We start from the raw sequence: 25,191 nt of genomic DNA on the forward strand, positions 1-25,191 counted from the left end.
ACCTCAACTGGCATATGAATCCGATCATTTCCCCGGAGGCCCGGCCGGAGCGGCGTCGTCTTACCGCCGGTTTATGCGCGTTACGGGCAGGATGGACGCGCACAGTCGGTGCCGCTGACGTGCGGCGAGCGGCCGGATCCAGGGCCGCTCGCCGTTTTTTCGGGAATCTAGGGAAGGACTGCGCCGTGCGCGTACTCGTCGTCGAGGACGAGCAGCTGCTCGCCGATGCGGTGGCCACCGGTCTGCGCCGGGAGGCCATGGCCGTCGACGTCGTCTACGACGGAGCGGCGGCCCTCGAGCGCGTCGGGGTCAACGACTACGACGTCGTCGTGCTCGACCGGGACCTCCCGGTGGTGCACGGTGACGACGTCTGCCGCAAGATCGTCGAGCTCGGCATGCCCACCCGGGTGCTGATGCTCACCGCTTCCGGTGACGTCAGTGACCGCGTCGAGGGGCTGGAGCTCGGCGCGGACGACTACCTGCCCAAGCCCTTCGCCTTCAGTGAGCTGACGGCCCGGGTGCGCGCCCTGGGGCGCCGCACCACGGTCGCGCTGCCGCCCGTGCTGGAGCGCGCCGGCATCAAGCTGGACCCCAACCGCCGCGAGGTCTTCCGGGACGAGCAGGAGATCCAGCTCGCCCCGAAGGAGTTCGCCGTCCTGGAGGTCCTGATGCGCAGCGAGGGGGCCGTCGTCTCCGCCGAGCAGCTGCTGGAGAAGGCCTGGGACGAGAACACCGACCCCTTCACCAACGTGGTGCGGGTGACGGTCATGACCCTGCGGCGCAAGCTCGGCGAGCCTCCCGTCATCGTCACCGTCCCCGGCTCCGGATACCGGATCTGAGGGCGTGATGGCAGCCTCACCCGCACCCATCAAGGCGCCTCCGAAGCCGACCTGGGAACCCAAGGCGCAGGAGTCGCCGTACCCCTGGCTGCGACCGACCATCCGGATACGTCTCACCCTGCTGTACGGCGGCATGTTCCTGATCGCGGGCATCCTGCTGCTCTCGATCATCTACATGTTGGCGGCGCAGGCGCTGCACGACGCGGGCGGCCTGGAGTTCCAGGTCAAGGGCACCAACGTGCAGATCTCCAGCGACATGTGCCCGCAGCTGAGCTCGGCGCTGAACAACACCCAGCTCAACGAGACGATCAAGGACTGCACCGCGGCACAGCGGCAGCACGCCCTCGACAGTCTGCTGAACAGGGCGCTCCTGGCCCTTGTGGGCCTCAGCATCATCGCCTTCGCCTTCGGCTACGCCATGGCCGGACGCGTGCTCTCGCCCCTGGGCCGGATCACCCGCACCGCCCGCAGGGTGGCCGGGACCGACCTGACCCGGCGGATCGAGCTGGACGGGCCGGACGACGAGCTGAAGGAGCTCGCGGACACCTTCGACGAGATGCTGGACCGGCTGGAGCGGGCCTTCACGGCCCAGCAGCGGTTCGTGGGCAACGCCTCGCACGAACTGCGCACCCCTCTGGCGATCAACCGCACCCTGCTCGAGGTGCATCTCTCCGATCCCGGGGCCCCGCCGGAGCTCCAGCAGCTGGGCAAGACGCTCCTGGCGACGAACGAGCGCAGTGAGCAGCTCGTGGAGGGCCTGCTCCTGCTCGCCCGCAGCGACAACCAGATCGTGGAGCGGAAGCCCGTCGATCTCGCCGAGGTCGCGGACCGCGCCATCGACCAGGCCAGGTCGGAGGCGGCGGACAAGGGCGTGCAGATCCTGGGGGAGCGCGGTTCCGCGACCGTCCAGGGCAACGGGGTCCTCCTGGAGCGCATCGCGCTCAACCTCGTGCAGAACGCCGTGCGCTACAACGTGGCGGAGGACGGCTGGGTGGAGGTCACCACCGAGCTCCAGCACGGGCAGGCGCTCCTGACCGTCTCCAACACGGGGCCGGTGGTGCCGGCCTACGAGATCGACAACCTCTTCGAGCCCTTCCGGCGGCTGCGCACGGAGCGCACGGGCAGTGACAAGGGGGTCGGGCTCGGCCTGTCGATCGCGCGATCCGTCGCGCGGGCGCACGGAGGCCGTATCATCGCGGAGCCCCGCGAGGGCGGTGGTCTCGTGATGCGCGTCACCCTCCCGGTCTGAGAGGCTTCACGGTGTGAAGCCGCATTGGATGGCTCTGTTCGCTTTGGGCGGAATTTTTGAACCGTGTTTCCGTTCTGTCCCTGTGTGATCGATCACAGAAGCGAATTTCGGTCTCTCCACTCTCCGTGATCACATCTCCTCCCGAAAGCCTGGAAACGTCCGGGTTTCCGGGGGGCGATATCACGGGAAGTACACGGGGTGGCGCCCGTGAACCGCAGCAACAGGACCGTGTACGGTCCCCATCGCCACCCAAGCTGATCGCTCATGAGGGATCCGGTTGGGTGTCGATTGAGTAACAGACCTTGATGTGAGGCAAAATCTCCGCCTCAGGTCGGGCACAAGTCCGGCCTCTCACGCGTTACGTGCGCTGAGACACCGCAGACACCCAAGAGGGGGAGAGCGAACATGGCAACGGATTACGACACCCCACGCAAGACCGACGACGACGTGGACCAGGACAGCCTCGAAGAGCTCAAGGCTCGTCGGAGCGACAAGACGGCATCCGCCGTCGACGTCGACGAGTTCGACGCGGCCGAGGGACTGGAGCTGCCCGGCGCAGACCTGTCCAACGAAGAACTGGCCGTGCGGGTCCTGCCCAAGCAGGCCGATGAGTTCACCTGCATGAGCTGCTTCCTCGTGCACCACCGCAGCCAGCTGGCGCGCGAGAAGAACGGCCAGCCCATCTGCCGCGACTGCGACTGAGGCCGGCCGGCCGTGGCAGGCGACACACCGTTCCGGAAGCGGCGCTTGCGGCGCACGAAGTCGTCGGAGGCACATCAGGGCGGCGCAGGCCCGGCAGAGGGCGAGAGCCCCACTGCCGAGCACCAGGCCGCCCTGCCTGCCTCTCCCGGCACACCTGACGACGAGCGGGGCCTTCCGGCCTCGCTCGAAGCGGTAGGGGCGGCCGACCCGCCTCCCGGACAGGACGGACCGGAGCGTTCCCCGAAGGGGACCGGCCGCCTGCACTCACTGAAACGAGGCGTACGCAAGAGCCGGGAGAGCGCCGTATCCGCAGTCGGCCTGGTGGCCGACCGCATCATCGACACGGCTCCCCGTGTCCCCGTGCGGGACCTCGCCACCCTGCGCAGGCAGTTCCCGGGGCTCGGCCCCGAAGAGCTCGCCGACAAGCTCGTCGCGGGTGCCTGCAAGGCCACCGCGGCCGTCGGCGCGGGCATCGGGGCGGCGGCGATGATGCCCGTACCCCCCGCGATGCTCGCCGAGCTGGCCGCCGAGATCACCGGAGTGGCAGCCGTCGAGATGAAGCTCGTCGCCGAGCTCCACGAGGTCTACGGCCGTCGCCCGCCGGGCAACCTCGGCCAGCGCAGCACCGCGTATCTGACGTCGTGGACGGAGGAGCGCGGCATCGACGTCTCCCGCCCCACCACGCTCAACGCGGCGCTGGGCGGACAGATGAAGCGCGAACTGCGCCAGCAGATCATGAAGCGCATGGTGCGCGACCTGCCGAACCTCATCCCGTTCATGGTCGGCGCCGCCGTCGGCGCGCTGATGAACCGGCGGGACACCAGGAAGCTCGCCGACCGGGTCAGGAACGACCTGCGGCGCCACCAGGTCCCCTGGGACCGCCTTCCGGCGCTTCCCCCGCTGGAACAGCCCGCGGAGCCCGCGAAGGAGCTCCCCGAGGGCCTGGACGACCCGGGCCGCTGACCTGGCAGGCGGGTACGGGACCTCAGGCGGGTACGGGCGCGAGCGCCGCGACCAGCGCCTGCGGTTCCCGGGTCGACAGGTAGACGTACGGCGTCGGGTCGGCCGGATCCGTGACCTTCACCCGGACCGCCGTCGGGATGTAGCTGCGCAGCAGCATGAACGCGCGGGTGTCCGCCTTGTACGAGCGCCAGGCGCGCGCCTCCTCCCCGTCCAGCACCTCGGCGTCGCCGAGCGCTTCCAGGGGGATCCGCGCATCGCCCGCGACGAGGGCGCCCGCCACGACCCGGATGCGCGCGGAGCCGTACGAACTCACGCCCGCGCACGCCGCGGCCGTGCCGCCGACCAGGCCGCCGAGCATGGGCAGGGCGCCGAGCGGCAGGAGCATCAGCGCACAGGCGACGCCGATGCCGAAAGCGATGAGCCACCACGAACGGGGTGCGGTGAGGCGTTCGTCGAAGGGGGGTGCGGAAGGCTGCATGAAAGCAAGCTTGGCACGGCGCGCCCCGCGGTCGGCCGCGCGGGTAAGGTCTGCGCCTGTGAGTGGAACATCTGCACGTCTGACACCCCCGGCCGACGCGGTGAAGCCCGTCCGGCACCCCGACGCCCCGGCGCCCGGCGAGATCCTCGGCTCCCACTACGAACACTGTTTCGGCTGTGGTGGCGGACAGCCGCACGGACTGCACCTGCGCGCGACGGCCGGCGAGGGCGTGAGCGTCACCGCCGAGTTCACCGTGAAGCCCGCCCACCAGGGCGCCCCGGGACTGGCGCACGGCGGGGTCCTGGCCACGGCCATGGACGAGACACTCGGCGCCCTGAGCTGGCTGCTGAGGGTCATCGCGGTGACCGGACGGCTGGAGACCGACTACGTCCTGCCGGTGCCGGTGGACACCGTCCTCTTCCTGGAGGCCGAAGTGACCGCCGTCCACGGCCGGAAGATCTACTGCCGCGCGACGGGACGGACCGGCGGCCCCGAGGGGCCCGTCGCGGTCCGTGCGGAGGCCCTCTTCATCGAGGTCAAGGTGGACCACTTCATCGACAACGGACGGCCGGAGGAGATCCGGGCGGCGATGTCCGACCCCGACCAGGTCCGGCGTGCCCGTGCCTTCGAGGTGAACCCCTGATGCGCCGGCCCGTCGACGTACTCATCCGCCGGGTCGACCCGGACGTGCCGATCCCCTCCTACGGTCACCCGGGCGACGCCGGTGCCGATCTGGTCACCACCGAGGCAGCCGAACTCGCCCCCGGCGAACGGGCTGTGCTCCCCACCGGGGTGTCGATCGCGCTGCCCGACGGCTACGCGGCCTTCGTGCACCCCCGCTCGGGCCTCGCAGCCCGCTGCGGAGTGGCCCTCGTGAACGCCCCAGGGACGGTCGATGCCGGGTACCGTGGGGAGATCAAGGTCATCGTGGTCAATCTCGACCCACGCGAGACCGTGAAGTTCGAACGGTTCGACCGGATTGCCCAACTGGTCGTCCAGCAGGTCGAGAAGGTGCGTTTCCACGAGGTGACGGAGCTCCCCGGCTCGGCGCGGGCCGAGGGGGGCTTCGGATCCACCGGCGGCCATGCCGCTGTGGACGGCGTCACGGGCGGTAACACCCAGGGTGGGAACAGCTACGCTTCGGTCGTATCCGACCGGGAAGGACATTGACGTGTTCGGACGTCGCAAGAACAGTGGTTCCGCCAAGGACTCGGCGGACGAAGCACGCGAGGCCGAGCAGGTCGCCGACGAGCTCGACGACACCGGGGCCGAGAGCGGCTCGCCGCGCCGCACGAACCTTCCGCCCGCCCCCCGCCCCGACGGGCCGTGGGACATCTCCGAGACCTCGCAGCCCGGCGAGGGCAGGGTGGACCTGGGCGGCATCTTCGTGCCCGGGGTCGAGGGCATGGAGCTCCGCGTGGAGGTCGCCGGTGACGCCATCGTCGCGGCCACCGTCGTCCTGCGTGACAGCGCGGTCCAGCTGCAGGCCTTCGCCGCTCCCAAGAAGGAGGGCATCTGGGGTGAGGTGCGCGAGGAGATCGCCTCAGGCATCACCCAGCAGGGCGGGATCATCGACGAGGTCGAGGGCCCGCTCGGCTGGGAGCTGCGCGCCCAGGTCCCCGTACAGCTCCCCGACGGGAAGAACGGCGTGCAGCTGGTGCGCTTCGTCGGGGTCGACGGGCCGCGCTGGTTCCTGCGCGGAGTGATCTCCGGCCAGGGCGCGGTGCAGCCGGAGGCCGCCGGGCTGCTGGAGACCATCTTCCGGGACACCGTCGTCGTCCGCGGCGAGGGCCCGATGGCCCCGCGCGACCCGATCGTCCTCAAGCTGCCCAACGACGCACAGATGGTGCCCGAGGGCGTGCAGCAGGAGGACCAGGAGAGCTCGAAGTTCTCCGGCGGGATGGGCCAGCTCCAGCGCGGGCCCGAGATCACCGAGGTGCGCTGACCGCACCCCGCTCGCTCCAGGTCCGGTGGGCCGCGTCCCGGGGAGGGGATGCGGCCCACCGGCCTTTCCATTGCCTCACCGGGTGCCTCATGCACATACTGGCCGCTGCCGAGGGAGCGGTACGCACGACGGCGTACGCACGGGGGAGAGCGATGACACGGAGCACCGACGGACGGGCCGGCACGGCCCTGGCCGACAGCCCCGCCGACGGTCCGATGGTGCGGATCGAGGACCTGCACCGGTCGTACGGGACCGGCGCCGCGGCCGTGCACGCCCTGCGTGGCGTCTCCTTCGAGATCCCGCGCGGAGAGCTCGTCGCGCTCAAGGGCCGCTCGGGATCGGGCAAGACCACCCTGCTCAACCTCGTCGGCGGCCTCGACGCCCCGGACGGCGGGCGCATCACCGTCGCCGGCACCGACCTCTCGGAGCTCGGAGAGGACGGGCTGCTGGAGCTGCGCAGGGACCGGATCGGCTTCATCTTCCAGTCGTTCGGGCTGATACCGATCCTGACCGCGGCGGAGAACGTCGGCGTACCCATGCGCCTGCGCAGGACCGACCCGCACGAGCGCGAGGAGCGGGTGGCCCTGCTGCTCTCCCTGGTGGGCCTCGGTGATCACGCCCAGCAGCGCCCGGGGGAGCTCTCGGGCGGCCAGCAGCAGCGTGTCGCCATCGCCAGGGCGCTCGCCAACCGGCCCGCCCTCCTGATCGCCGACGAGCCCACCGGGCAGCTCGACGCGGAGACCGGGCTCGCGGTCATGCAGCTCCTGCGGGCGGTCGTGCGCAGCGAGGGCGTCACCGTCCTCGTCGCCACCCACGACCCCCAGCTGCTCGGCTTCGCCGACCGGGTCCTGGAGCTCAGCGACGGGCACATCGTCGAGCAGGGGTAGCCGCGGGCGGACGCGGGCCCGCACGGACCGGCCCACCCGGCCCGCATCAGAATCCCGTCAAGACGATCTCCGCGTCCGGCCCTGACCCCATATGCCGGAAATTCTCGGGGTAGCTTCGACACCGGCAGCCGAATCGGCGGCGGCCGGTCGCAGAGAAGACAATGGGGCCATGGCACGCGGCAAGCTTCGGATCTACCTGGGTGCGGCACCCGGCGTCGGCAAGACGTACGCGATGCTGTCCGAGGCCCACCGCCGGGTGGAACGGGGCACGGACTGCGTCGTCGCGTTCGTCGAGCACCACGACCGGCCGCGCACCGAGGTGCTGCTGCACGGCCTGGAGCAGATCCGGCGGCGCGACATCGAGTACCGCTCGGCCGTCTTCGCCGAGATGGACGTCGACGCCGTCCTGGAGCGGGCCCCGGCCGTCGTGCTCGTGGACGAACTGGCCCACACCAACGTGCCCGGCTCCCGCAACGCCAAGCGCTGGCAGGACGTCGAGGAACTCCTCAAGGCCGGCATCGACGTGGTGTCCACCGTCAACATCCAGCACCTGGAGTCCCTCGGCGACGTCGTGGAGTCGATAACGGGGGTGCGCCAGCAGGAGACCATCCCCGACGAGGTCGCCCGCCGGGCCGACCAGATCGAGCTCGTCGACATGTCGCCCCAGGCGCTGCGCCGCCGCATGGCCCACGGCAACATCTACCAGTCCGACAAGGTCGACGCCGCCCTGTCCAACTACTTCCGCCCCGGCAACCTCACCGCCCTGCGGGAACTGGCCCTCCTCTGGGTCGCCGACCGGGTCGACGAGTACCTCCAGCAGTACCGCGGCGAGCACGACATCAGCGCCCCCTGGCAGGCCCGCGAGCGCATCGTCGTCGGGCTGACCGGCGGCCCCGAGGGCCGCACGCTCATCCGCCGGGCCTCCCGGATGGCGGCCAAGGGCTCCGGCAGCGAGATCCTCGCGGTCTACATCGCCCGCAGCGACGGGCTGACCAGCGCCTCGCCCAAGGAACTGGCGGTGCAGCGCACCCTCGTCGAGGACCTCGGGGGCACCTTCCATCACGTCATCGGCGACGACATACCCTCCGCGCTCCTCGCGTTCGCCCGGGGCGTCAACGCCACCCAGATCGTCCTCGGGTCCAGCCGCCGCAAGACCTGGCAGTACGTCTACGGCCCCGGGGTCGGCGCCACCGTCGCCCGCGAGTCCGGCCCCGACCTCGACGTGCACATCGTCACGCACGAGGAGGTCGCCAAGGGGCGCGGGCTGCCCATCGCGCGCGGCGCGCGGCTCAGCCGCACCCGGATCATCTCGGGCTGGCTGGTCGGCGTCGGCGGACCGGCCCTCCTGACCGTGCTCCTGCACGGCCTGGAGAACGGACCCGGACTCGCCAACGACGTCCTGCTCTTCCTCTTCATGACCGTCGCCGCCGCGCTGCTCGGCGGGCTGGCCCCCGCGCTCGCCTCGGCCGCCGCGGGCTCCCTGCTCCTGAACTACTGGTTCACCCCTCCCACCCACACCCTGACCGTGCAGGACCCGGAGAACTTCGTCGCCATCGTGATCTTCTTCGCGGTGGCGGTCGCGGTCGCCTCCGTCGTCGACCTGGCGGCCCGGCGCACCCACCAGGCGGCCCGGCTGCGTGCCGAGTCGGAGATCCTCTCCGCCCTCGCCGGGAGCGTCCTGCGGGGCGAGACCGCCCTGGACGCCCTGCTGGACCGGGTCCGCGAGACCTTCGGCATGGAATCCGTCGCCCTCCTGGAGCGGCAGAGCGACGTCGAGCCGTGGACCTGCGCCGGGTCGGTCGGCCCCGCGCCCGTGGCCCGGCCCGACGACGCGGACGTGGACATGCCCGTCGGCGACCACATGGCGCTGGCGCTCTCCGGTCGTGTGCTGCCCGCCGAGGACCGCAGGGTCCTGGGCGCCTTCGCCGCGCAGGCCGCCGTGGTGCTCGACCGGCAGCGCCTGGTCGGGGAGGCGGAGGCGGCCAGGCGGCTGGCCGAGGGCAACCGGATCAGGACCGCGCTGCTCGCCGCCGTCAGCCACGACCTGCGTACCCCGCTGGCCGCCATCAAGGCGGCGGTGAGCTCCCTGCGGTCCGACGACGTCTCCTGGTCCGACGCGGACGAGGCGGAGCTCCTCGCGGCCATCGAGGACGGCGCCGACCGCCTGGACCACCTGGTCGGCAACCTGCTCGACATGTCGCGCCTGCAGACCGGGACGGTCACCCCGCTGATCCGCGAGATCGACCTCGACGAGGTCGTCCCGATGGCGCTCGGCGGCGTACCGGAGGGCAGCGTCGACCTGGACATCCCCGAGACGCTGCCCATGGTCGCCGTCGACCCGGGGCTGCTGGAGCGGGCCGTGGCCAACATCGTCGAGAACGCCGTCAAGTACAGCCCCGGCCGCGCGCGGGTCGCCGTCGCCGCCAGCGCCCTGGGCGAGCGCGTCGAGCTGCGGGTGGCCGACCGGGGCCGCGGGGTCCCCGACGAGGCCAAGGAACGCATATTCGAGCCCTTCCAGCGGTACGGGGACGCCCCGCGCGGCGCCGGGGTCGGCCTCGGGCTCGCGGTCGCCCGCGGCTTCGTGGAGTCCATGGGCGGCACCCTCGACGCCGAGGACACCCCGGGCGGCGGGCTCACCATGGTCCTCACCCTCACGGCCGCCCCGGGACAGGTGCGGGCAGGCCCCGTCCCTCCCGCGCACGTCACCTCATGAGACCTCCGGGGCGCACCCCGGCCCCGTACACGTATTCCGGAAAGGCAGGTCCGCGATGACCCGGGTCCTCGTGGTCGACGACGAGCCGCAGATCGTACGCGCCCTCGTGATCAACCTGAAGGCGCGCAGGTACGAGGTGGACGCGGCGCCCGACGGGGCGACCGCCCTGCAGCTGGCTGCGGCGCGCCACCCCGACGTCGTCGTCCTCGACCTCGGACTGCCGGACATGGACGGCGTCGAGGTGATCAGGGGACTGCGCGGCTGGACCCGGGTGCCCATCCTCGTGCTCTCGGCCCGCCACACCTCCGACGAGAAGGTCGAGGCCCTCGACGCGGGGGCCGACGACTACGTCACCAAGCCGTTCGGCATGGACGAGCTGCTGGCCCGGCTCCGCGCCGCCGTGCGCCGGGCGGAACCGGTCGGCCAGGACGGCGCGGACGACCTGGTGGTCGTCGAGACCGAGGGGTTCACCGTCGACCTCGCCGCGAAGAAGGTCCACCGCGAGGGCCGTGACGTGCGGCTGACACCCACCGAGTGGCACCTGCTGGAGGTCCTCGTCCGCAACGCCGGGAGGCTCGTCAGCCAGAAACAGCTGCTCCAGGAGGTCTGGGGGCCCTCGTACGGCACCGAGACCAACTATCTGCGCGTGTACATGGCACAACTGCGCCGCAAGCTGGAGACGGATCCCTCGCACCCGAGGCACTTCGTCACCGAGCCCGGAATGGGCTACCGCTTCGAGCGGGGACGCCCCGTCCCGGAGTGAACGGGGTCACTCGTCCGGGTGGTACTCGTGCGGGCCCGCCCCTACCACAGGAGACCGGTACCCTTCGGGTATGAGCGCTGTTCCCCGATCCGAGAAGTCCGGCAGCAGGGCGGAGAAGCCGTCCGGCCGCTTCCGCCGCATGCTCGACCGGCTGTCCAGCTCCCAGGAGGACCTCGAGTCCGAGGAGCTGCGGGAGGACTCGCACGCTTCGGGGTGCACGCGCATCTCCGAATGCACGGACCGCCAGATCGTCAAGGTCACTGGTACCTTGCGGACCGTCACCCTGCGCCCGCGGGCCGGAGTGCCCGCCCTGGAGGCGGAGCTCTTCGACGGCACCGCGCCGCTCGACGTGGTCTGGCTGGGCCGGCGTTCCATCGTCGGCATCGAGCCGGGCCGCAAGCTCATCGCGTCGGGCCGCGTGGCCATGAGCCACGGGCGCCGGGTGCTGTTCAATCCCAAATACGAACTCCGACCGCTCGGCAAGGAGTAGCCGGTGACGTCTCTCGACAAGCCGACGTCCGACACGGACCAGCCCCACCGCACCGACCAGCAGGACGCCGACGCGAAGGCGGTCACGGAAGCCGCGCTCTTCGAGGCCTTCGGCGGCGTGCGGGGCATGGTGGAGACAGTCCTGCCCGGGCTGCTCTTCGTCACGATCTTCACCATCAACAAGAACCTGACGGCCTCGGCGATCGCCGCGCTCGCCGTCTCCCTGCTGCTCGTCGTCGTACGGCTGATCCGCAAGGACACCGTCAAGCACGCCTTCAGCGGTGTCTTCGGTGTGGCCTTCGGTGTGCTCTTCGCGAAGATGACGGGCAACGCCAAGGACTTCTACCTGCCGGGCATGATCTACACGCTCGGACTGGCCCTCGCCTACCTCGTCACGACGCTCGCGGGGGTGCCGCTGATCGGGCTGATCCTCGGCCCGGTCTTCAAGGAGAACCTCTCCTGGCGCACCAGGAACCCCGGCCGCAAGAAGGCGTACGCCAAGGCGAGCTACGCCTGGGGGCTGATCCTGCTCGCCAAGTGCGCGATCCTCTTCCCGCTGTACTGGTGGGCCGACACCGCCCAGCTCGGCTGGGTCCTGGTCGCGCTCAAGATCCCGCCGTTCCTGCTCGCGGTGTATCTGACCTGGGTCTTCCTCGCCAAGGCGCCGCCGCCCATCGACGTCTTCGCCGAGATGGAGGCGGAGGAGAAGGCCGAGAAGGAGCGGAAGGCCGCGCAGAGCGCGCGGGCCGCGGAGGCCCGCAACTCCGAGATCTGACGCGCGACGACGCACTCACGCGTGGGGCCCCGGACCGGGAACGGTCCGGGGCCCCACGCGTACGCGGACTCAGTCCTCGGCCGGCTCCCGGCGGACCGACAGCAGGTCCTCCAACTGCTCCTCGCGCGCCTGGGCGGCCACGAACAGCAGTTCGTCACCGGCCTCCAGGGTCTCCTCGGGGCTCGGCGTCAGCACCCGCGTGCCGCGGATGATCGTGACGAGCGAGGTGTCCTCGGGCCAGGCGACATCGCTCACCCGGATGCCGGCCATCGCCGATTCCGGGGGCAGTGTCAGCTCGACCAGGTTGGCGTCGCCGTGGCTGAACCGCAGCAGCCGGACGAGATCGCCGACGCTCACGGCCTCCTCGACCAGGGCGGACATCAGACGCGGCGTGGAGACCGCGACATCGACCCCCCAGGACTCGTTGAACAGCCACTCGTTCTTCGGGTTGTTCACCCGGGCCACGACCCTCGGCACGCCGTACTCGGTCTTCGCGAGCAGGGAGACGACCAGGTTGACCTTGTCGTCCCCCGTCGACGCGATGACGACGTTGCACCGCTGGAGCGCCGCCTCGTCGAGGGACGTGATCTCACAGGCGTCCGCGAGCAGCCATTCGGCCATCGGGACCCGCTCCACCGAGATGGCCGTCGGGGCCTTGTCGATCAGCAGGACCTCGTGCCCGTTCTCCAGGAGCTCGGCCGCGATGGAACGGCCCACCGCGCCGGCCCCGGCAATCGCCACGCGCATCAGTGACCGCCCTCCTCGGGACCTTCGGCAAAGGCCTCCTCGACCTTCGCGATCTCGTCCGTACGCATCATCACGTGGACCAGGTCGCCCTCCTGCAGAACCGTCTGCGACGTGGGCAGTATGGCCTCGCCCAACCGGGTGAGGAAGGCGACGCGGACGCCCGTCTCCTCCTGCAGCGTGCTGATCTTGTGCCCGATCCAGGACGGCGTGGTGTGCACCTCCGCGAGCTGCACACCGCCGCTCGGGTCGCGCCACAGCGGCTCCGCGCCCGACGGCAGCAGCCGCCGCAGCATCTGGTCCGCCGTCCAGCGGACCGTGGCGACCGTGGGGATGCCCAGACGCTGGTAGACCTCGGCGCGCCGCGGGTCGTAGATGCGCGCGGCGACGTTCTCGATGCCGAACATCTCGCGCGCCACCCGGGCGGCGATGATGTTGGAGTTGTCGCCGCTGCTGACCGCGGCGAACGCCCCGGCCTCCTCGATCCCCGCCTCGCGGAGGGTGTCCTGGTCGAAGCCGACCCCGCTGACCCGCCGGCCGCCGAATCCGGAACCGAGACGGCGGAACGCCGTGGGGTCCTGGTCGATCACGGCGACCGTGTGCCCCTGCTGCTCCAGGGTCTGTGCGAGAGCGGCTCCGACGCGCCCGCAGCCCATGATGACGATGTGCACCTTGCGCCTACCTCGCCGTCCTGGTCATCCGGATGACCTGCGAAAACACCCTGCTCACACTTCTCTCTCAGCTTGCGGGGCAAACAATGGGGCAACGACTTCCGGCGTTGCCCGGGGATGAGCTTATGCGGCCACCACCGCGCCGCCTCATCCGAGTGTGCGTACCCCGCGGGCCGATGAGCAAAAGGGGAGCCGGGCGTTGTCCGGGAGTGCCGCCGGGAGGGCGACCGGAACCACAGCGTCCTCCGGGTCCCGGCCGGTCCGTGACGCAAGGATTTCGTTAAGGATTCCATGGACTTTTCCGGTGAGGGCGGGTAATTATGAAGGTTTTCCGGGTGCCGAGGGGGTGGTGCCTCGTCGGCGTGTCCAGCCAACGCTTACGATCCTCACCGTGTCCAAACTGACCGACGTGCCCAAACGGATCCTGATCGGCCGGGCGCTGCGCAGCGACAAGCTGGGGGAAACGCTCCTCCCCAAGCGCATCGCGCTCCCCGTCTTCGCATCCGACCCGCTGTCCTCCGTTGCGTACGCACCCGGAGAAGTCCTCCTCGTGCTGTCCATCGCGGGCGTGTCGGCGTACCACTTCAGCCCGTGGATCGCGGTCGCGGTCGTGGTCCTGATGTTCACCGTCGTCGCCTCGTACCGGCAGAACGTCCGCGCCTACCCGAGCGGCGGCGGCGACTACGAGGTCGCCAACACCAACCTCGGGCCGAAGGCCGGTCTGACCGTCGCCAGCGCGCTCCTCGTCGACTACGTCCTCACCGTCGCCGTGTCCATCTCCTCCGGCGTGGAGAACCTCGGCTCCGCCGTCCCCTTCGTCGTCGAGCACAAGACGTTCTGCGCGATCGGGGCCATCGTGCTGCTGACGCTGATGAACCTGCGCGGCGTCAAGGAGTCCGGCAAGCTCTTCGCCATCCCGACGTACCTCTTCGTGGCCGGCGTCTTCCTGATGATCCTCTGGGGAGCGTTCCGGGGACTCGCCCTCGGCGAGACGATGCACGCGCCCACCTCGGACTACGAGATCAAGCCCGAGCACCAGGGGCTCGCCGGCTTCGCCCTCGTCTTCCTGCTGCTGCGCGCCTTCTCCTCGGGGTGTGCGGCGCTCACCGGAGTCGAGGCCATCAGCAACGGCGTCCCCGCGTTCCGCAAGCCCAAGAGCAAGAACGCCGCGACCACGCTCGCGGCGATGGGCCTGCTCGCCGTCACCATGTTCTGCGGCATCATCGGCCTCGCCATGGCCACCGACGTGAAGATGGCCGAGAACCCGGCGAAGGACCTGATCCACAACGGTGCGGCGGTCGGCGCGGGCTTCGTCCAGGACCCGGTGATCTCCCAGGTCGCCGCGGCCGTCTTCGGGGAGGGCACCTTCCTCTTCGTCTTCCTGGCGGCGGCCACCGCGCTCGTGCTGTTCCTCGCGGCCAACACCGCGTACAACGGCTTCCCGCTGCTCGGTTCGATCCTCGCCCAGGACCGCTACCTGCCCCGCCAGCTGCACACCCGCGGCGACCGGCTGGCCTTCTCCAACGGCATCGTGCTGCTGGCCGGAGCCGCGATCCTGCTCGTCTGGATCTACGGGGCCGACTCGACCCGGCTGATCCAGCTCTACATCGTCGGCGTGTTCGTCTCCTTCACGCTCAGCCAGACCGGCATGGTGCGGCACTGGAACCGTCACCTGCGTACGGAGAAGGACCCGGCGGTGCGGCGCCACATGTTCCGCTCCCGGGCGATCAACACCTTCGGCGCGTTCTTCACCGGCCTGGTCCTCGTCGTGGTCCTGGCCACCAAGTTCACGCACGGTGCCTGGGTCGCCCTGCTCGGCATGGTGATCTTCTTCGGCACGATGACCGCGATCCGTAAGCACTACGACCGGGTCGCGGAGGAGATCTCCGCGGACGAGGCCCCGTCGGACGACACCATCCGGCCCTCGCGGGTCCACTCGATCGTCCTGGTCTCCAAGCTCCACCGGCCCACGCTGCGCGCCCTCGCGTACGCCAAGCTCGTGCGCTCCGACCAGCTGGAGGCGCTCTCCATCAGCGTCGACCACGACGAGACGAAGGCGCTCAGGGACGACTGGGAACGCCGCGGCATCGACATCCCGCTGAAGATCCTCGACTCGCCCTACCGCGAGGTGACCCGCCCGGTCATCGAGTACGTCAAGGGCCTGCGCAAGGACCGCCCGCGCGATGTGATCAGCGTCTACATCCCGGAGTACGTGGTCGGCCACTGGTACGAGCACCTGCTGCACAACCAGAGCGCGCTGCGGCTCAAGGGCCGGCTCCTCTTCACCCCGGGGGTGATGGTGACCTCGGTGCCGTACCAGCTGGAGTCCTCCGAGGCCGCGAAGGTCCGGGCCAGGAAGCGCGCGGACTGGACCGCTCCGGGCTCGGTGCGCCGCGGCCCCGTGGAACGGCGCCAGCACAAGGAGTCCAGCCACAAGGGCTGACTCGGCGCTCCGCCTGTGGTAAGCGGCCGGCTTCCGCCCACGTAGACTGGTGGGCTGTTGTCCGGCCGCTTTTCCCGTTTCCTGATCTCTGGAGCCACCCCCTCATGCAGAACGAATCCACGTCGTCGCAGGCCGGGGAGTCCCTGATCGGTCGGGAGTACGAGGTCGAGGTCGGCCCTGTCGCCCACGGCGGCCACTGCATCGCCCGCACGTCCGAGGGGCAGGTGCTCTTCGTGCGCCACACCCTCCCCGGCGAGAAGGTCGTCGCCCGGGTCACCGAGGGCGAGAGCGACTCGCGCTTCCTGCGCGCCGACGCGGTCACGGTCATCGACGCGTCCAAGGACCGGGTCGAGGCCCCCTGCCCGTACGCCGGCCCCGGCAAGTGCGGCGGCTGCGACTGGCAGCACGCCAAGCCCGGCGCCCAGCGCCGTCTGAAGGGCGAGGTCATCGCCGAGCAGCTCCTGCGCCTCGCGGGCCTCACGCCCGAGGAGGCCGGCTGGGACGGCACGGTCATGCCGGCCGAGGGCGACAAGCTCCCGCCGGGCGAGGTCCCGGCCTGGCGCACCCGCGTCCAGTACGCCGTCGACGCGGACGGCCTGGTCGGGCTGCGCAAGCACCGCTCGCACGAGGTCCAGCCGATCGACCACTGCCTGATCGCGGCGCCCGGCGTCTCGGAGCTCGGCATCGAGAAGCAGGACTGGCCGCAGATGGCCACGGTGGAGGCGATCTCAGCCACCGGCTCCCACGACCGCCAAGTCATCCTGACCCCGCGCGAGGGCGGCCGGCTCCCGCTGGTCGAGCTGGACAAGCCCGTCTCCGTGCTCCGCGTCGAGGAGAAGGACGGCGGGGTCCACCGCGTCCACGGCCGCGCCTTCGTCCGCGAGCGCGCAGACGACCGTACGTACCGCGTCGGCTCGGGCGGCTTCTGGCAGGTCCACCCGCAGGCGGCGGACACGCTGGTCCGCGCGGTCATGCAGGGACTGCTGCCCCGCAAGAACGACACGGCGCTGGACCTCTACTGCGGTGTCGGCCTGTTCGCCGGCGCCATCGGCCAGCGGATCGGCGAGAAGGGCGCGGTGCTGGGCATCGAGTCCGGCAAGCGCGCGGTCGAGGACGCCCGGCACAACCTGAAGGACCTGGACCGGGTCCGCATCGAACACGGCAAGGTCGACCAGGTGCTGCCACGCACGGGCATCACCGAGTGCGACCTGATCGTCCTGGACCCCCCGCGCGCGGGCGCGGGCAAGGGCACGGTCAAGCAACTGGTCGCCCTGGGCGCCCGCCGCATCGCGTACGTCGCCTGCGACCCGGCGGCGCTGGCGCGGGACATCGCGTACTTCGCTGAGGGCGGGTACAAGGTGCGGACGCTGCGGGCGTTCGACCTGTTCCCGATGACCCATCATGTCGAGTGCGTCGCGATCCTTGAGCCCGTTGGAAAGGGCCTCTGACCTGCAGGTTAGTGCAGTGTGCGTTATGTGCGGTGTGGGCGTTACGGGCGATATCTTGACGCAGATTTGACGCTCGTGACGCACGTTTGACGCACGCCATCGGCGATCTCTGACGAGCCATCAGGCCCTGGAGGGTGCGTCCCGCAGCAGGTTTTGATCTTGCTGCGGGAAGCGCCCTTTCCGGCAGTCGGCGACCGAGTCGGTCGGCGTCAGACCTGCGATCCACCTTCCCCTCCCCGATTACGCTCTGTGATAATCCGAGGGGGCTCGCGACTAGTAGCCGGGACCGTAGGGGTTCCATCCGTGCAGGAACGGCTGCAGGTCGTTGGCGCGAGGTTCGGGGATGTCGGGCAGGCGGAGCGTCCCGTTGAGCGGGTTCAGGCGCTCCACGTGGTCGGCGGCCCAGGCGATCCATGCCTCGGCTCCGTCCCTCTCCGGTCCGGTCGCCAAGGTCTCTGCGTGGAGTCGGAGGGCGTCGACGTACTCGGCCAGGCCCGCTGCACGGCGCCATGCTTGTTCCTGCGCTTCAAGGTGCTGGACTCGGGCTGCCTCGGCGAAGTCGATCTTTGCCCGTTGTGTCGCGGCTTCCCATTGCAGCCGTTTCTCCCGTGCCGCCTCCAGGTCGGCCAGTCGTTTGCGTTCGGCGGCCTCGCCTCGAAGTCCTACTTCCTGCACGATTTCGGCGAGCTGATCCTCAAGGGGGCGTGAAGTCGTATCGGCCCACTCCCCGGCCCTGTGTGGCAGCCCGCCACTGATACAGATGCGCAGGCGTTCGGCGGGGGAGTGGTCGTACCGAGGAATCTTGGCCCAGGAGTGCTTCTCGGAGTCCGCGAGTTCCTTCTTCGTGGGGATGTGGTCGGTGCGGTCCTGTTCCTGCAGGATGAGGAAATCGCATCGCTGGCCTTGGGCGGTGATGGTGAAGTGGGGAGGGCCGTTTCGTCGGCGATGTGGTGCGGGTGCACTCTCGGCCGAGCCGAACGCGCTGGTAAATCCCAGCCTCTGACTTGCGGTGAGCAATGCGTGGATGAGGCGGAAGGCTCTGCTCTGCACGGCTTTGGTCAGTGCCATGGGCTGGGGGTGCGCCTGCAGAGCTCTGACCACGGGGTGTGGAGTGGGGAGCCGTGCCGGTATGGCAACGGGTGACAGCACGGCCAAGCGCCAGGCCGGGGCGTCGACCAGGCAGATTTCGTATCCGTCGCGGCACCAGCCTGCGTGCAGTTCCTTGGTCGCAGGGATCTTTCCCGACCGCCGTGCTGCGGCAACACGGATCGGCCATTTCTCGGTCTCCCGACCGCTGGCTTCGCGTTTCACGATTCGGCCGCCGGCTTCGGCGAGCTCCTCCACGAGCTGCTCGGTGACGGTCTTAGCCCTCTTCCGCGGCAGGGGGCTCGTTCCCGGCGATGACACAGGCGCGGCTGCCTTGACGCCGGCCTTTTCGCCCTCGGCTACTTCAGGCGGCAGGGTTCCAGCCCGTGGTGCGGGCACGGTGTCTCTGCTGCGAGGCTGATCGGGGGGGAGGGGATCTGTGGTCCAGGTATTGCTGGCCGGCCTTGGTGAGGGCGACGGACCACCGCCCCTGGCTCCTGGAGACTTTGACCAGTCCCCGGCTGTGAAGAGCTTGGCAGCTGAGTTTGTGCGCGGTCCCTTCCCACACGCCGTCAGGGCAGCCTTGGCCGACCCATTGCAGCACCTGTTGCTGCCGTTCGTTGAGCTCTCGTGGCACCTGAACTCCCCACCGTACGAATGCCTGCACGGGAATGCTCGCAGCCCCACTCCGCCTGGCGCGGGCGGAAGGCGAAGGGAGGTGGCCGGCGGCGATGAAGATTCGGACAGATGTAGGCATGGCCGCCGGTGGTGGCTAGGCTCGCAGTCGTTCGTTGGTGGCCGCCGTGGCCGCCGTGGCCGCCGTGGACGCTTGCTGGTCGGCCTGTGACGGGTGCTGGCCATTTCGCGATCATCCGAGCAGGTGGCCGCCGTGCGTACGACTGTCCGTACTAGCCTGGCCGTCCGTGCTGAGGCTTTCCCGTGTCTCGGGCAGGGGAAGGCTGGTTAGGGGTGTCGGTCCCGCTCGACTGCGGCCAGGCGGTGGAGTGGATCGTGTGAACGTGAGCCGCTCGTGCTTCCGGTGATGGCTGCCTGGGGGTAAGCAGGGGCGTGCAGGCGCACCGCGGATGAGGGCGTCGGTTCGAGACGAGAGCGGGTTGGTTCATGTCGGTCGTGGCGCGAGAGCAGATGAATGTTGTCGCAGGTGCGCTGGCTCCCTGCGACCTCGTGCCCCGCGAGGCGAAGCTCGCGCTTGTCGAAGCATTCGGGACGGAAGCTGTTGTGGCCTATCGGCATGACGCGCTTGAGCGGGAGCGGCGGGCAGCTGAAGGAATGCCGCCGCTGACGCGACCTGACGTGCTGGATCTCCTCATGTCGCTGCCCCTGGGCGAGCCGGTTCCTGCCAGCTCCTTGAGCGAGAGGGAGCGGCGGGTGCTGAAGTCCCTTCCCAAGGGTGCGGTGGTCCGCAGGGACGGGTCGATCACCCGTCGCGCGGCGCAGCCTGTCCACATCGACATGGCGTTCGTGCCCGGCCGCAGCTGGGAGTCGGGGATGGAGAAGGCCGAGCGATTTACTCCGTTCTGTTCTCGCGCGGTGGTGGTGGACGGCGTATTGCGGCGCAAGGATGATGCCGTGCTGCGCGCGGACTTCTACGGCATCGGCCTGCTCACGCTTCAGGGGGACTCGGTGGAAGTGGTGGTGCCGCCGCGGCCCTTCGTGCGCAGACGCCATACCGTTGCCGGCTGGAAGTTTCTGGAAGACGTCCACCGCCAGCTCCCCTGAGCATCCGGCCCGCGGTTCGCTACGGGGTGACGGAGAGTGTCGCCCATGCTTTGAGCGGGGAGGGCGCCTGGAATCCGGAGCGGGGGCTGGCGCCCAGGCCGATGCGCTGGTTCTCCAGCGCGTAGCGGTCGATCGCGGCCGCACACTTGTCGCGCCACCACGATTTACGCGGGGTGCCTGGCCGGTAGCCGGCCATTTCGGTGACCCAGTCGCTCCACGTGAGGACGGTGTGATTGTCGGCCTCGCGCCGGGTTTCGCCGTCCGGCAGGAGGAAGCGGTCGAGTCCACGCCCGTCGCACTCCTCGCAGGCGCAGGTTGCGGGGTCCGCGTTCCCGTACAGCCTGGAGAGGGACTCGGCGCCCTTGAAGCACATGAGCTCCGGCATCAGCACGCTCGGGTAGGAGGGGCCGGCCTTGTTGGTCTGGGCCTTCTCGCCGGGCGGGATCGCGTGGCGGAGTGAACTCTGCACGCCGATACCGGCGCAGAGGGCGCCGTGCGCGATCGCATCAAGCGCAGCGAGGTCGGTCCGCAGCAGCGCCATGTGTTCGACCTCGGCCAGGAGGCGGCGCAAATTGGTGGGGATGTCCTTCGTCTGCTCCAGCGGATCGAACTGGCGGAAGAGGACGAGGGCCTTCGGGTGCCGGATCTTCGTGCAGACCGCGATGAGTTGACCAATGTTCTCGCGGTTCAGCCACGTGACGTCGATCGGGAGCGTCACGATGGTGTCGGCGCGTTCGATCTTGTTGGCCTCGCGTATCACTGCCTTGAGCGTCTTGGAGTCCGCGGGCGGAATGTAGCCGGTCGGGGTCAGTGCCGCGCTCGCTCCGCGTGCCTTCTGGAAGGCCAGCGAGGTGTCCACTGAGGCGAACAGCTCGTCGGTGGGCACCATGAACGGCTCGTCGGCGGTTGCGACGTAGGTGGTGTAGGGGGCGCTGTCGATCAGCAGGGTGCCTTCGTAGCCGGCCGTGCTGCGAAGGTGGAAGGCCCGCTCGTCGGCTTTGGCTCCCGTCATCACGACGCCGCTGAAGTCGTCATCGAGCGCGGGCCGCGGTCGCGGAAGGTTGATGGCGTTTTCGTGGAGCAGCACCCGCCCTTGGAGGAGCGGCACGGCGGCAACGGTGTGGTCGAGCGTCTTCAGGGCGGGCGGTCGCCGCCTCGGGGAGGGGGTGTTGCTCATGAATCACCTCGCAGAAGAGTCCGGCACGTCCTTGTGTCCGGACGGAGAAGAAGCGCACAAGTAGATCTCGTGGAACTCCTCGCGACCCAGGCCCGCTAGGTGGGCGGTCTCGGTCGGACTGAGGTGGAGCTGCTGCTCAAGCCGGGTGACGGCTTGAGCGAGGTGGCGCGGGGTTTCGCGCCGGATGGTGGTCGGCTCGTTGGTGCGGTAGCCGAGGGCGGACAACTCGACCATGAGCGTGCGGTAGTGCCATTCGCTGATGACTCCCAAGTCCATGGCGCGCCTGATGAGAGCTGCCATGGACACCCCCCACCGGGCCTTGAGGTCCAGCAGGCGGGACACGTCGATGCCTGGCTTCAGTTCGGGCAGGACCGCGTCGTGGGGCATGAGGAACTCGGCGGCGAACCGGTTGGCCTGGTCCTCCTGTACGCGTCCCTCACCTGGCTCGCCGTGCATCACCAGATGGCCCAGCTCGTGCGCCAGGCTGAAGCGAGAACGATCGCCTGGTGCATGCGAGTTGAGCAGGATCAACGGGTACCCGCCGGGGGGCCACTGGCTTACGGCATCGAGCTCGGTGGTGCAGAGATCCCGGACTACGACCAGAGCGCCGGCGTCTTCGAGGAGGGCGACCATGTCCTCGATCGGCCCTGCGGGGACGTTCCACGCCTCACGCATCGTCTCCGCCGCATCCGCGGGAGTGTCGAAGTCGTTGACCTCCACGCGCCGAAACCGGTCGTTGCGATGGACGTCCGCTGCCCGGGCCAAGCTGTCGACCTGGAGCCGGGTGAGCGCCAACGTCGCATGGATCCGACGCAGGGCGGGCGCCCCCAGGGAGGCGCGCTTGCGGTGGTGCACCAGTCCGACGCCTGTCCCGGCCGTGTCAGTGGCGCGGCACAGGGTGTCGGCGGTGTAGCGCAGGGCGTCGGCGAACAGCTGCACGCGCCCGTCCTTGACCGGGATGCGGCCAGCTTCGGCTCGGCTGACGTACCCCTGGGTGATGCGGCTGCCATCAAGACGCGTCATCTCGTCAGCAAGTTCGGACTGTGTCCAGCCGCGCGAGTCACGGGCCAAGGTGAGCATCCCTGGATCCGCAACCAAGCTCCTCTGGTCGCGCACGTGCCCACCTCCAGCCCTGGTGAGTTCAACTCCCCCGAGAGTACACGGTTCTATGCCTCAAAATATTCCGCACATGATTCGAGGCTCGCCACACGTCCAGGCATACCAGACCCCACTGACAGTCCAACTCCGCTGCTCGAGGGAGCCTTTCGGCACCGAGAGCGTGTTGTCGGCCGTTGATGGTCGACCGCACCCCGTGCCGGTGTCACCAAACGAGCTGCCGGCCCAGCGCGGCGTGTGGGTCGAAGTCGTCCACCGCGACATCGAGTTCCTCCGCGTCGAGAGTGACTCAGGCGGCTGGCCGGCTCGCGCGGTCATCAGCGTGACCGGGACCTGGACCCGCCCGTTCATCCCTGCTGTCCCCGGTCGCCGGGAGCTCTCCGGACGCCAGCTCCACACGGTGCAGTACAAGAGCCCGGCCGAGTTGGCCGGCCAGAGGGTGATGGTGATCGGCGGAGGCAATTCCGTTGCCCAGATCGCCGCAGGCCTCGCCTCTCCGGCTGACCTGACCTGGCTCACCCAGCGTCCGCCCCGCTAACTTGCCGATGACATCGACGTCCGGGCCCCCTTCGACGCCGCCACCGCCCGCCGCCGTGCCCTGGAAGCCGGCCGCAGCGACACCGGTGGCGTGTCCTCCCTCGGCGACATCGTCGCCATATCCCCGGTCCGCGAAGCCCGCGACGCCCCGGTCTCGCGCACTTCGCCTCGCTGCGCCTGCGCGGGACCCGCGGCCACATCGCCACGACCGGAACCCGCGCCTGCGTCAGTCCACGACGTACCCAGGTCAAGGACCCGATGGCCGAAGGGGCGCGGTTCCGTCGGCGGCTCAGGCGGCCTTGCCTATGCGGACGCCTTGTGGGACTTCACGTAGTCGATCGCCGACTCGACGGTGGTGATCTTTTCGCCCTCCTCGTCAGGGATCTCCGTCTCGAACTCCTCTTCGATGGCCATGTGGATCTCGGTCACGTCCTGTTCGCTCGCCCCGAGGTCGTCCACGAAGGACTTCATGTTCGTGACGTCGTCCACTGGGACGTTGAGCTGCTCGGAGACAAGCTTCTTTACGCGCTCTTCAATTGTGCTCATGCCGTGGCTCCTTGGTGGTTGGCTGCGTGCGGGTGCCCGAACGCTCGGGCAACCCGATCATGCTGTACCCAGGCCCGTGCCGTGCAGAAGCCGTACGGAGTAGCCCTGAAGGAGTGAGCACAGGGTGCGGATGGAAACGATCGCAGGCAGGCGCCCTTCCCCCTGTTCACGTAGTGATCCAGAAGGAACGGGCTTAAAGGCTGTCCCGTATTGGTCTTTGACTGCGGGTTGACGGGCTCCGGGCAGTCCGCCCGGAGCCACCAATAGGTCACCGGCCCGGCGGCCGGTGACCGCGTTCACTTCGACTCGGGCACGACGGGCAGGGGGCCCCTCGCATCCAGGTTCTCCGCCAGGGTCTTCAACTCCTTGGCACTTCCGATCGCCTGGACCAGGCGCTGGCGGATGTTCGCGCGGAGCTCTTGATCAACAACGCCCTGTCCCGACTCAGCGAGGGTTTCGAAGTTGCCCGACGTTGTGGCCCAGGCAGCGGTCAGGCCGTCCAGGGCCCCGTCGCGGGCGCGCTCAAGGGAGACGAAGGTGTCGGAAAGCCACTGGAGGACGGCGGGCTGCAGCTGAAGGCGGCCTGCCGCCTCGAACTGCCGGGTGTACGCGGCGTCGCTGTCGGCCTGGGCCTTGAGCGCCCGGTTCAGCTGGTCGTGCGTGCTGGAGGGCCTGACGGCCAGGCTGGCCTTGGTCAGCGACACCTTCGGGCTGGCCACGACCGTGCCGACCACGGCGAAGACCCCGATGTCGAGCGTGGCCGCCAGGGTCGCCACGTCATCCACCGCCTTTGACCTGGCCTCGGCGGCGGCCGCCATCTCCTGGACGAGCGAAGCGAGCTTGCCGTCCTGACCCCCGTACTTCGAGACGGCCTCCTCGCGGATCCGCTGGAAGTCGCCCAGGTCTGCGCCGAGGAGGGTGGCGAACTGCGCCAGAGTGCTGGCAGTCTCACTGACCTCGGCGAGCGAGCGGTCAGCCTCCTCCTTGAACGTCCGGATAGTTTCAGCGAACTCCTGCTTCCCCGCCTCGGTGCCGAGCTGGCCGGTCAGGTCTTCGACATCGCTCTCGGACAAGGACCCGACCATGTCAGCAAAGGACTTCGCCTTCGTGAACCCGCGTCGCAGTTCGGGCAGTAGCCTGTCCATGCATAGCGTGGCGTTCTCCCGCGCCACCTCCTGGCTGGGCTTAAGGCTCGCGATGTCGGTCAGATCGACGTCGGGCTGAGCGGCGATGACCTGAGCGGCCAACCCGGCCGACGTCGCCACACCGAACACATCCGACAGCGCCTCGGCGAACTGCCCGACCGGGATCAACAGATCTTCCATGGTGATTCCTTCAGCGGTATCCGTGGCGGCAGCCACGCGCCCGCAGGACCGCCCCGCCGGCGAGCAAGATCGTAACTGGATGCTGACGCCCAGTCACCGCAATCGCCAGGCACTTGACAACCGGGGCCTCGCGATCCCACGGCACTGCCCCACTCCGCGCCCGGGACCAAGCTCGCACGTGCGTAGTTCAATGCAGCGGCCCGCGCCCTTACAGGCGCACCCACAGCTTGCGGTACCTCGGTAGACGCCCTTCATGGCGGCTCTCTCGGAGGGGAAGTGGCCGCAGGCTGTGCCCCCCGGCGGATGCGGGCGGTCAAGGAATCGCACCCGAACCGACGGGACCTCGGCATCGAAGTGCAGGAACGGCGGCGTTCTCGGCCCACGCGTGCTCCCACAGACCACCGCGGTCACCCGGCCGCCCTGTTGTTGGGCGGGCGTGCTCCCAAAAGCCCCGGTGTGCGCTCCTCCAGGGGAGTGAACGCGGTGCGTGAGCGTGGGTCGGCCGTGGCCGAATTGGATCAAGAAACGCTTTTGCATGTCGCCACACAGATCGGA

The 25,191-nt window shown here is 69.6% G+C and carries 23 protein-coding genes and 1 pseudogene; 16 read left to right on the forward strand and 8 right to left on the reverse strand.

What is annotated here, in order from left to right:
• The first annotated feature begins 185 nt into the window (after positions 1–185).
• From OG488_RS28425 to OG488_RS28440, 4 genes are all read left to right on the forward strand, one after another.
• Entirely contained in the window at positions 186–839 is a 654-nt protein-coding gene (locus OG488_RS28425; RefSeq protein ID WP_031089418.1) for a response regulator transcription factor, read from the forward strand.
• A 7-nt stretch (positions 840–846) separates the two neighbouring features.
• Positions 847–2,088 (forward strand): sensor histidine kinase, encoded by a 1,242-nt coding sequence (locus OG488_RS28430; RefSeq protein WP_329233712.1) that lies wholly within the window; start codon positions 847–849, stop codon positions 2,086–2,088.
• Between the two features lie 405 nt (positions 2,089–2,493).
• Positions 2,494–2,790: a DUF4193 domain-containing protein gene (locus OG488_RS28435; protein ID WP_003965732.1), complete on the forward strand. Its 297-nt coding sequence runs from the start codon at positions 2,494–2,496 to the stop codon at positions 2,788–2,790.
• A 12-nt stretch (positions 2,791–2,802) separates the two neighbouring features.
• Positions 2,803–3,753: a hypothetical protein gene (locus tag OG488_RS28440; RefSeq protein WP_329233714.1), complete on the forward strand. Its 951-nt coding sequence runs from the start codon at positions 2,803–2,805 to the stop codon at positions 3,751–3,753.
• 22 nt (positions 3,754–3,775) lie between these two features.
• Here OG488_RS28440 and OG488_RS28445 read toward each other — a convergent pair whose 3' ends face one another.
• On the reverse strand, positions 3,776–4,231 hold the full coding sequence (locus OG488_RS28445; RefSeq protein WP_329233716.1) for a DUF3093 domain-containing protein: 456 nt from the start codon (positions 4,229–4,231) through the stop codon (positions 3,776–3,778).
• 58 nt (positions 4,232–4,289) lie between these two features.
• Between OG488_RS28445 and OG488_RS28450 the strand changes: the two genes are divergently transcribed.
• The 8 genes from OG488_RS28450 to OG488_RS28485 all read left to right on the forward strand — a co-directional run bounded on the left by OG488_RS28450 (position 4,290) and on the right by OG488_RS28485 (position 11,803).
• Positions 4,290–4,874 (forward strand): PaaI family thioesterase, encoded by a 585-nt coding sequence (locus OG488_RS28450; protein ID WP_329233718.1) that lies wholly within the window; start codon positions 4,290–4,292, stop codon positions 4,872–4,874.
• Complete coding sequence (gene dut / locus OG488_RS28455) at positions 4,874–5,401, forward strand: dUTP diphosphatase (RefSeq protein WP_329233720.1); 528 nt, start codon at positions 4,874–4,876, stop codon at positions 5,399–5,401. The genes OG488_RS28450 and dut overlap by 1 nt, the downstream gene beginning before the upstream one ends.
• A gap of 1 nt (position 5,402) precedes the next feature.
• Complete coding sequence (locus OG488_RS28460; protein ID WP_329233722.1) at positions 5,403–6,176, forward strand: DUF3710 domain-containing protein; 774 nt, start codon at positions 5,403–5,405, stop codon at positions 6,174–6,176.
• 152 nt (positions 6,177–6,328) lie between these two features.
• The gene (locus OG488_RS28465; RefSeq protein WP_329233723.1) at positions 6,329–7,063 is read left to right on the forward strand and encodes an ABC transporter ATP-binding protein; all 735 of its coding nucleotides are present in this window, start codon (positions 6,329–6,331) and stop codon (positions 7,061–7,063) included.
• A gap of 169 nt (positions 7,064–7,232) precedes the next feature.
• Positions 7,233–9,776 carry a DUF4118 domain-containing protein gene (locus OG488_RS28470; RefSeq protein ID WP_329233725.1) on the forward strand — a complete coding sequence of 848 codons (2,544 nt, stop codon included), beginning with the start codon at positions 7,233–7,235 and terminating at the stop codon, positions 9,774–9,776.
• 55 nt (positions 9,777–9,831) lie between these two features.
• The gene (locus tag OG488_RS28475; protein ID WP_329233727.1) at positions 9,832–10,539 is read left to right on the forward strand and encodes a response regulator; all 708 of its coding nucleotides are present in this window, start codon (positions 9,832–9,834) and stop codon (positions 10,537–10,539) included.
• A gap of 70 nt (positions 10,540–10,609) precedes the next feature.
• Positions 10,610–11,029 (forward strand): OB-fold nucleic acid binding domain-containing protein, encoded by a 420-nt coding sequence (locus OG488_RS28480; protein ID WP_329233729.1) that lies wholly within the window; start codon positions 10,610–10,612, stop codon positions 11,027–11,029.
• 3 nt (positions 11,030–11,032) lie between these two features.
• Positions 11,033–11,803, forward strand: coding sequence for a DUF3159 domain-containing protein (locus OG488_RS28485; RefSeq protein ID WP_329233731.1), 771 nt, complete (start codon positions 11,033–11,035; stop codon positions 11,801–11,803).
• Positions 11,804–11,872: 69 nt separating this feature from the next.
• Here the strand turns inward: OG488_RS28485 and OG488_RS28490 are convergent, their stop codons facing one another.
• Positions 11,873–12,550 carry a potassium channel family protein gene (locus OG488_RS28490; protein ID WP_073748168.1) on the reverse strand — a complete coding sequence of 226 codons (678 nt, stop codon included), beginning with the start codon at positions 12,548–12,550 and terminating at the stop codon, positions 11,873–11,875.
• Positions 12,550–13,218, reverse strand: coding sequence for a potassium channel family protein (locus tag OG488_RS28495; protein WP_014153600.1), 669 nt, complete (start codon positions 13,216–13,218; stop codon positions 12,550–12,552). Before OG488_RS28495 ends, OG488_RS28490 begins: the two co-directional genes overlap by 1 nt.
• 391 nt (positions 13,219–13,609) lie before the next feature.
• Between OG488_RS28495 and OG488_RS28500 the strand changes: the two genes are divergently transcribed.
• Together OG488_RS28500 and OG488_RS28505 are read left to right on the forward strand one after the other, a co-directional pair.
• Positions 13,610–15,661, forward strand: coding sequence for an APC family permease (locus tag OG488_RS28500; RefSeq protein WP_329233734.1), 2,052 nt, complete (start codon positions 13,610–13,612; stop codon positions 15,659–15,661).
• Between the two features lie 104 nt (positions 15,662–15,765).
• The gene (locus OG488_RS28505) at positions 15,766–17,109 is read left to right on the forward strand and encodes a class I SAM-dependent RNA methyltransferase (RefSeq protein ID WP_329233736.1); all 1,344 of its coding nucleotides are present in this window, start codon (positions 15,766–15,768) and stop codon (positions 17,107–17,109) included.
• Positions 17,110–17,382: 273 nt separating this feature from the next.
• On the opposite strand, the gene OG488_RS28510 is transcribed toward OG488_RS28505, so the two are convergent.
• Positions 17,383–18,453 carry a hypothetical protein gene (locus tag OG488_RS28510; RefSeq protein WP_329233738.1) on the reverse strand — a complete coding sequence of 357 codons (1,071 nt, stop codon included), beginning with the start codon at positions 18,451–18,453 and terminating at the stop codon, positions 17,383–17,385.
• 864 nt (positions 18,454–19,317) lie between these two features.
• Here OG488_RS28510 and OG488_RS28515 point away from each other — a divergent pair.
• On the forward strand, positions 19,318–19,935 hold the full coding sequence (locus OG488_RS28515; protein WP_329233739.1) for a hypothetical protein: 618 nt from the start codon (positions 19,318–19,320) through the stop codon (positions 19,933–19,935).
• Positions 19,936–19,954: 19 nt separating this feature from the next.
• On the opposite strand, the gene OG488_RS28520 is transcribed toward OG488_RS28515, so the two are convergent.
• Both OG488_RS28520 and OG488_RS28525 read right to left on the reverse strand, forming a co-directional pair.
• Positions 19,955–21,112: a hypothetical protein gene (locus OG488_RS28520; protein ID WP_329233741.1), complete on the reverse strand. Its 1,158-nt coding sequence runs from the start codon at positions 21,110–21,112 to the stop codon at positions 19,955–19,957.
• Between the two features lie 3 nt (positions 21,113–21,115).
• Entirely contained in the window at positions 21,116–22,192 is a 1,077-nt protein-coding gene (locus OG488_RS28525) for an ImmA/IrrE family metallo-endopeptidase (RefSeq protein WP_329233743.1), read from the reverse strand.
• Between the two features lie 250 nt (positions 22,193–22,442).
• Here OG488_RS28525 and OG488_RS28530 point away from each other — a divergent pair.
• Positions 22,443–23,002, forward strand: a pseudogene (locus OG488_RS28530) (NAD(P)-binding domain-containing protein); the annotation flags it as partial.
• 66 nt (positions 23,003–23,068) lie between these two features.
• On the opposite strand, the gene acpP reads toward OG488_RS28530, so the two are convergent.
• Positions 23,069–23,311 carry an acyl carrier protein gene (gene acpP, locus OG488_RS28535; protein WP_329233745.1) on the reverse strand — a complete coding sequence of 81 codons (243 nt, stop codon included), beginning with the start codon at positions 23,309–23,311 and terminating at the stop codon, positions 23,069–23,071.
• A 296-nt stretch (positions 23,312–23,607) separates the two neighbouring features.
• Positions 23,608–24,636 (reverse strand): HBL/NHE enterotoxin family protein, encoded by a 1,029-nt coding sequence (locus tag OG488_RS28540; protein WP_329233747.1) that lies wholly within the window; start codon positions 24,634–24,636, stop codon positions 23,608–23,610.
• Positions 24,637–25,191 lie beyond the last annotated feature (555 nt).

Source organism: Streptomyces sp. NBC_01460 (genome assembly GCF_036227405.1).
In the GTDB taxonomy this organism is placed as follows: domain Bacteria; phylum Actinomycetota; class Actinomycetes; order Streptomycetales; family Streptomycetaceae; genus Streptomyces.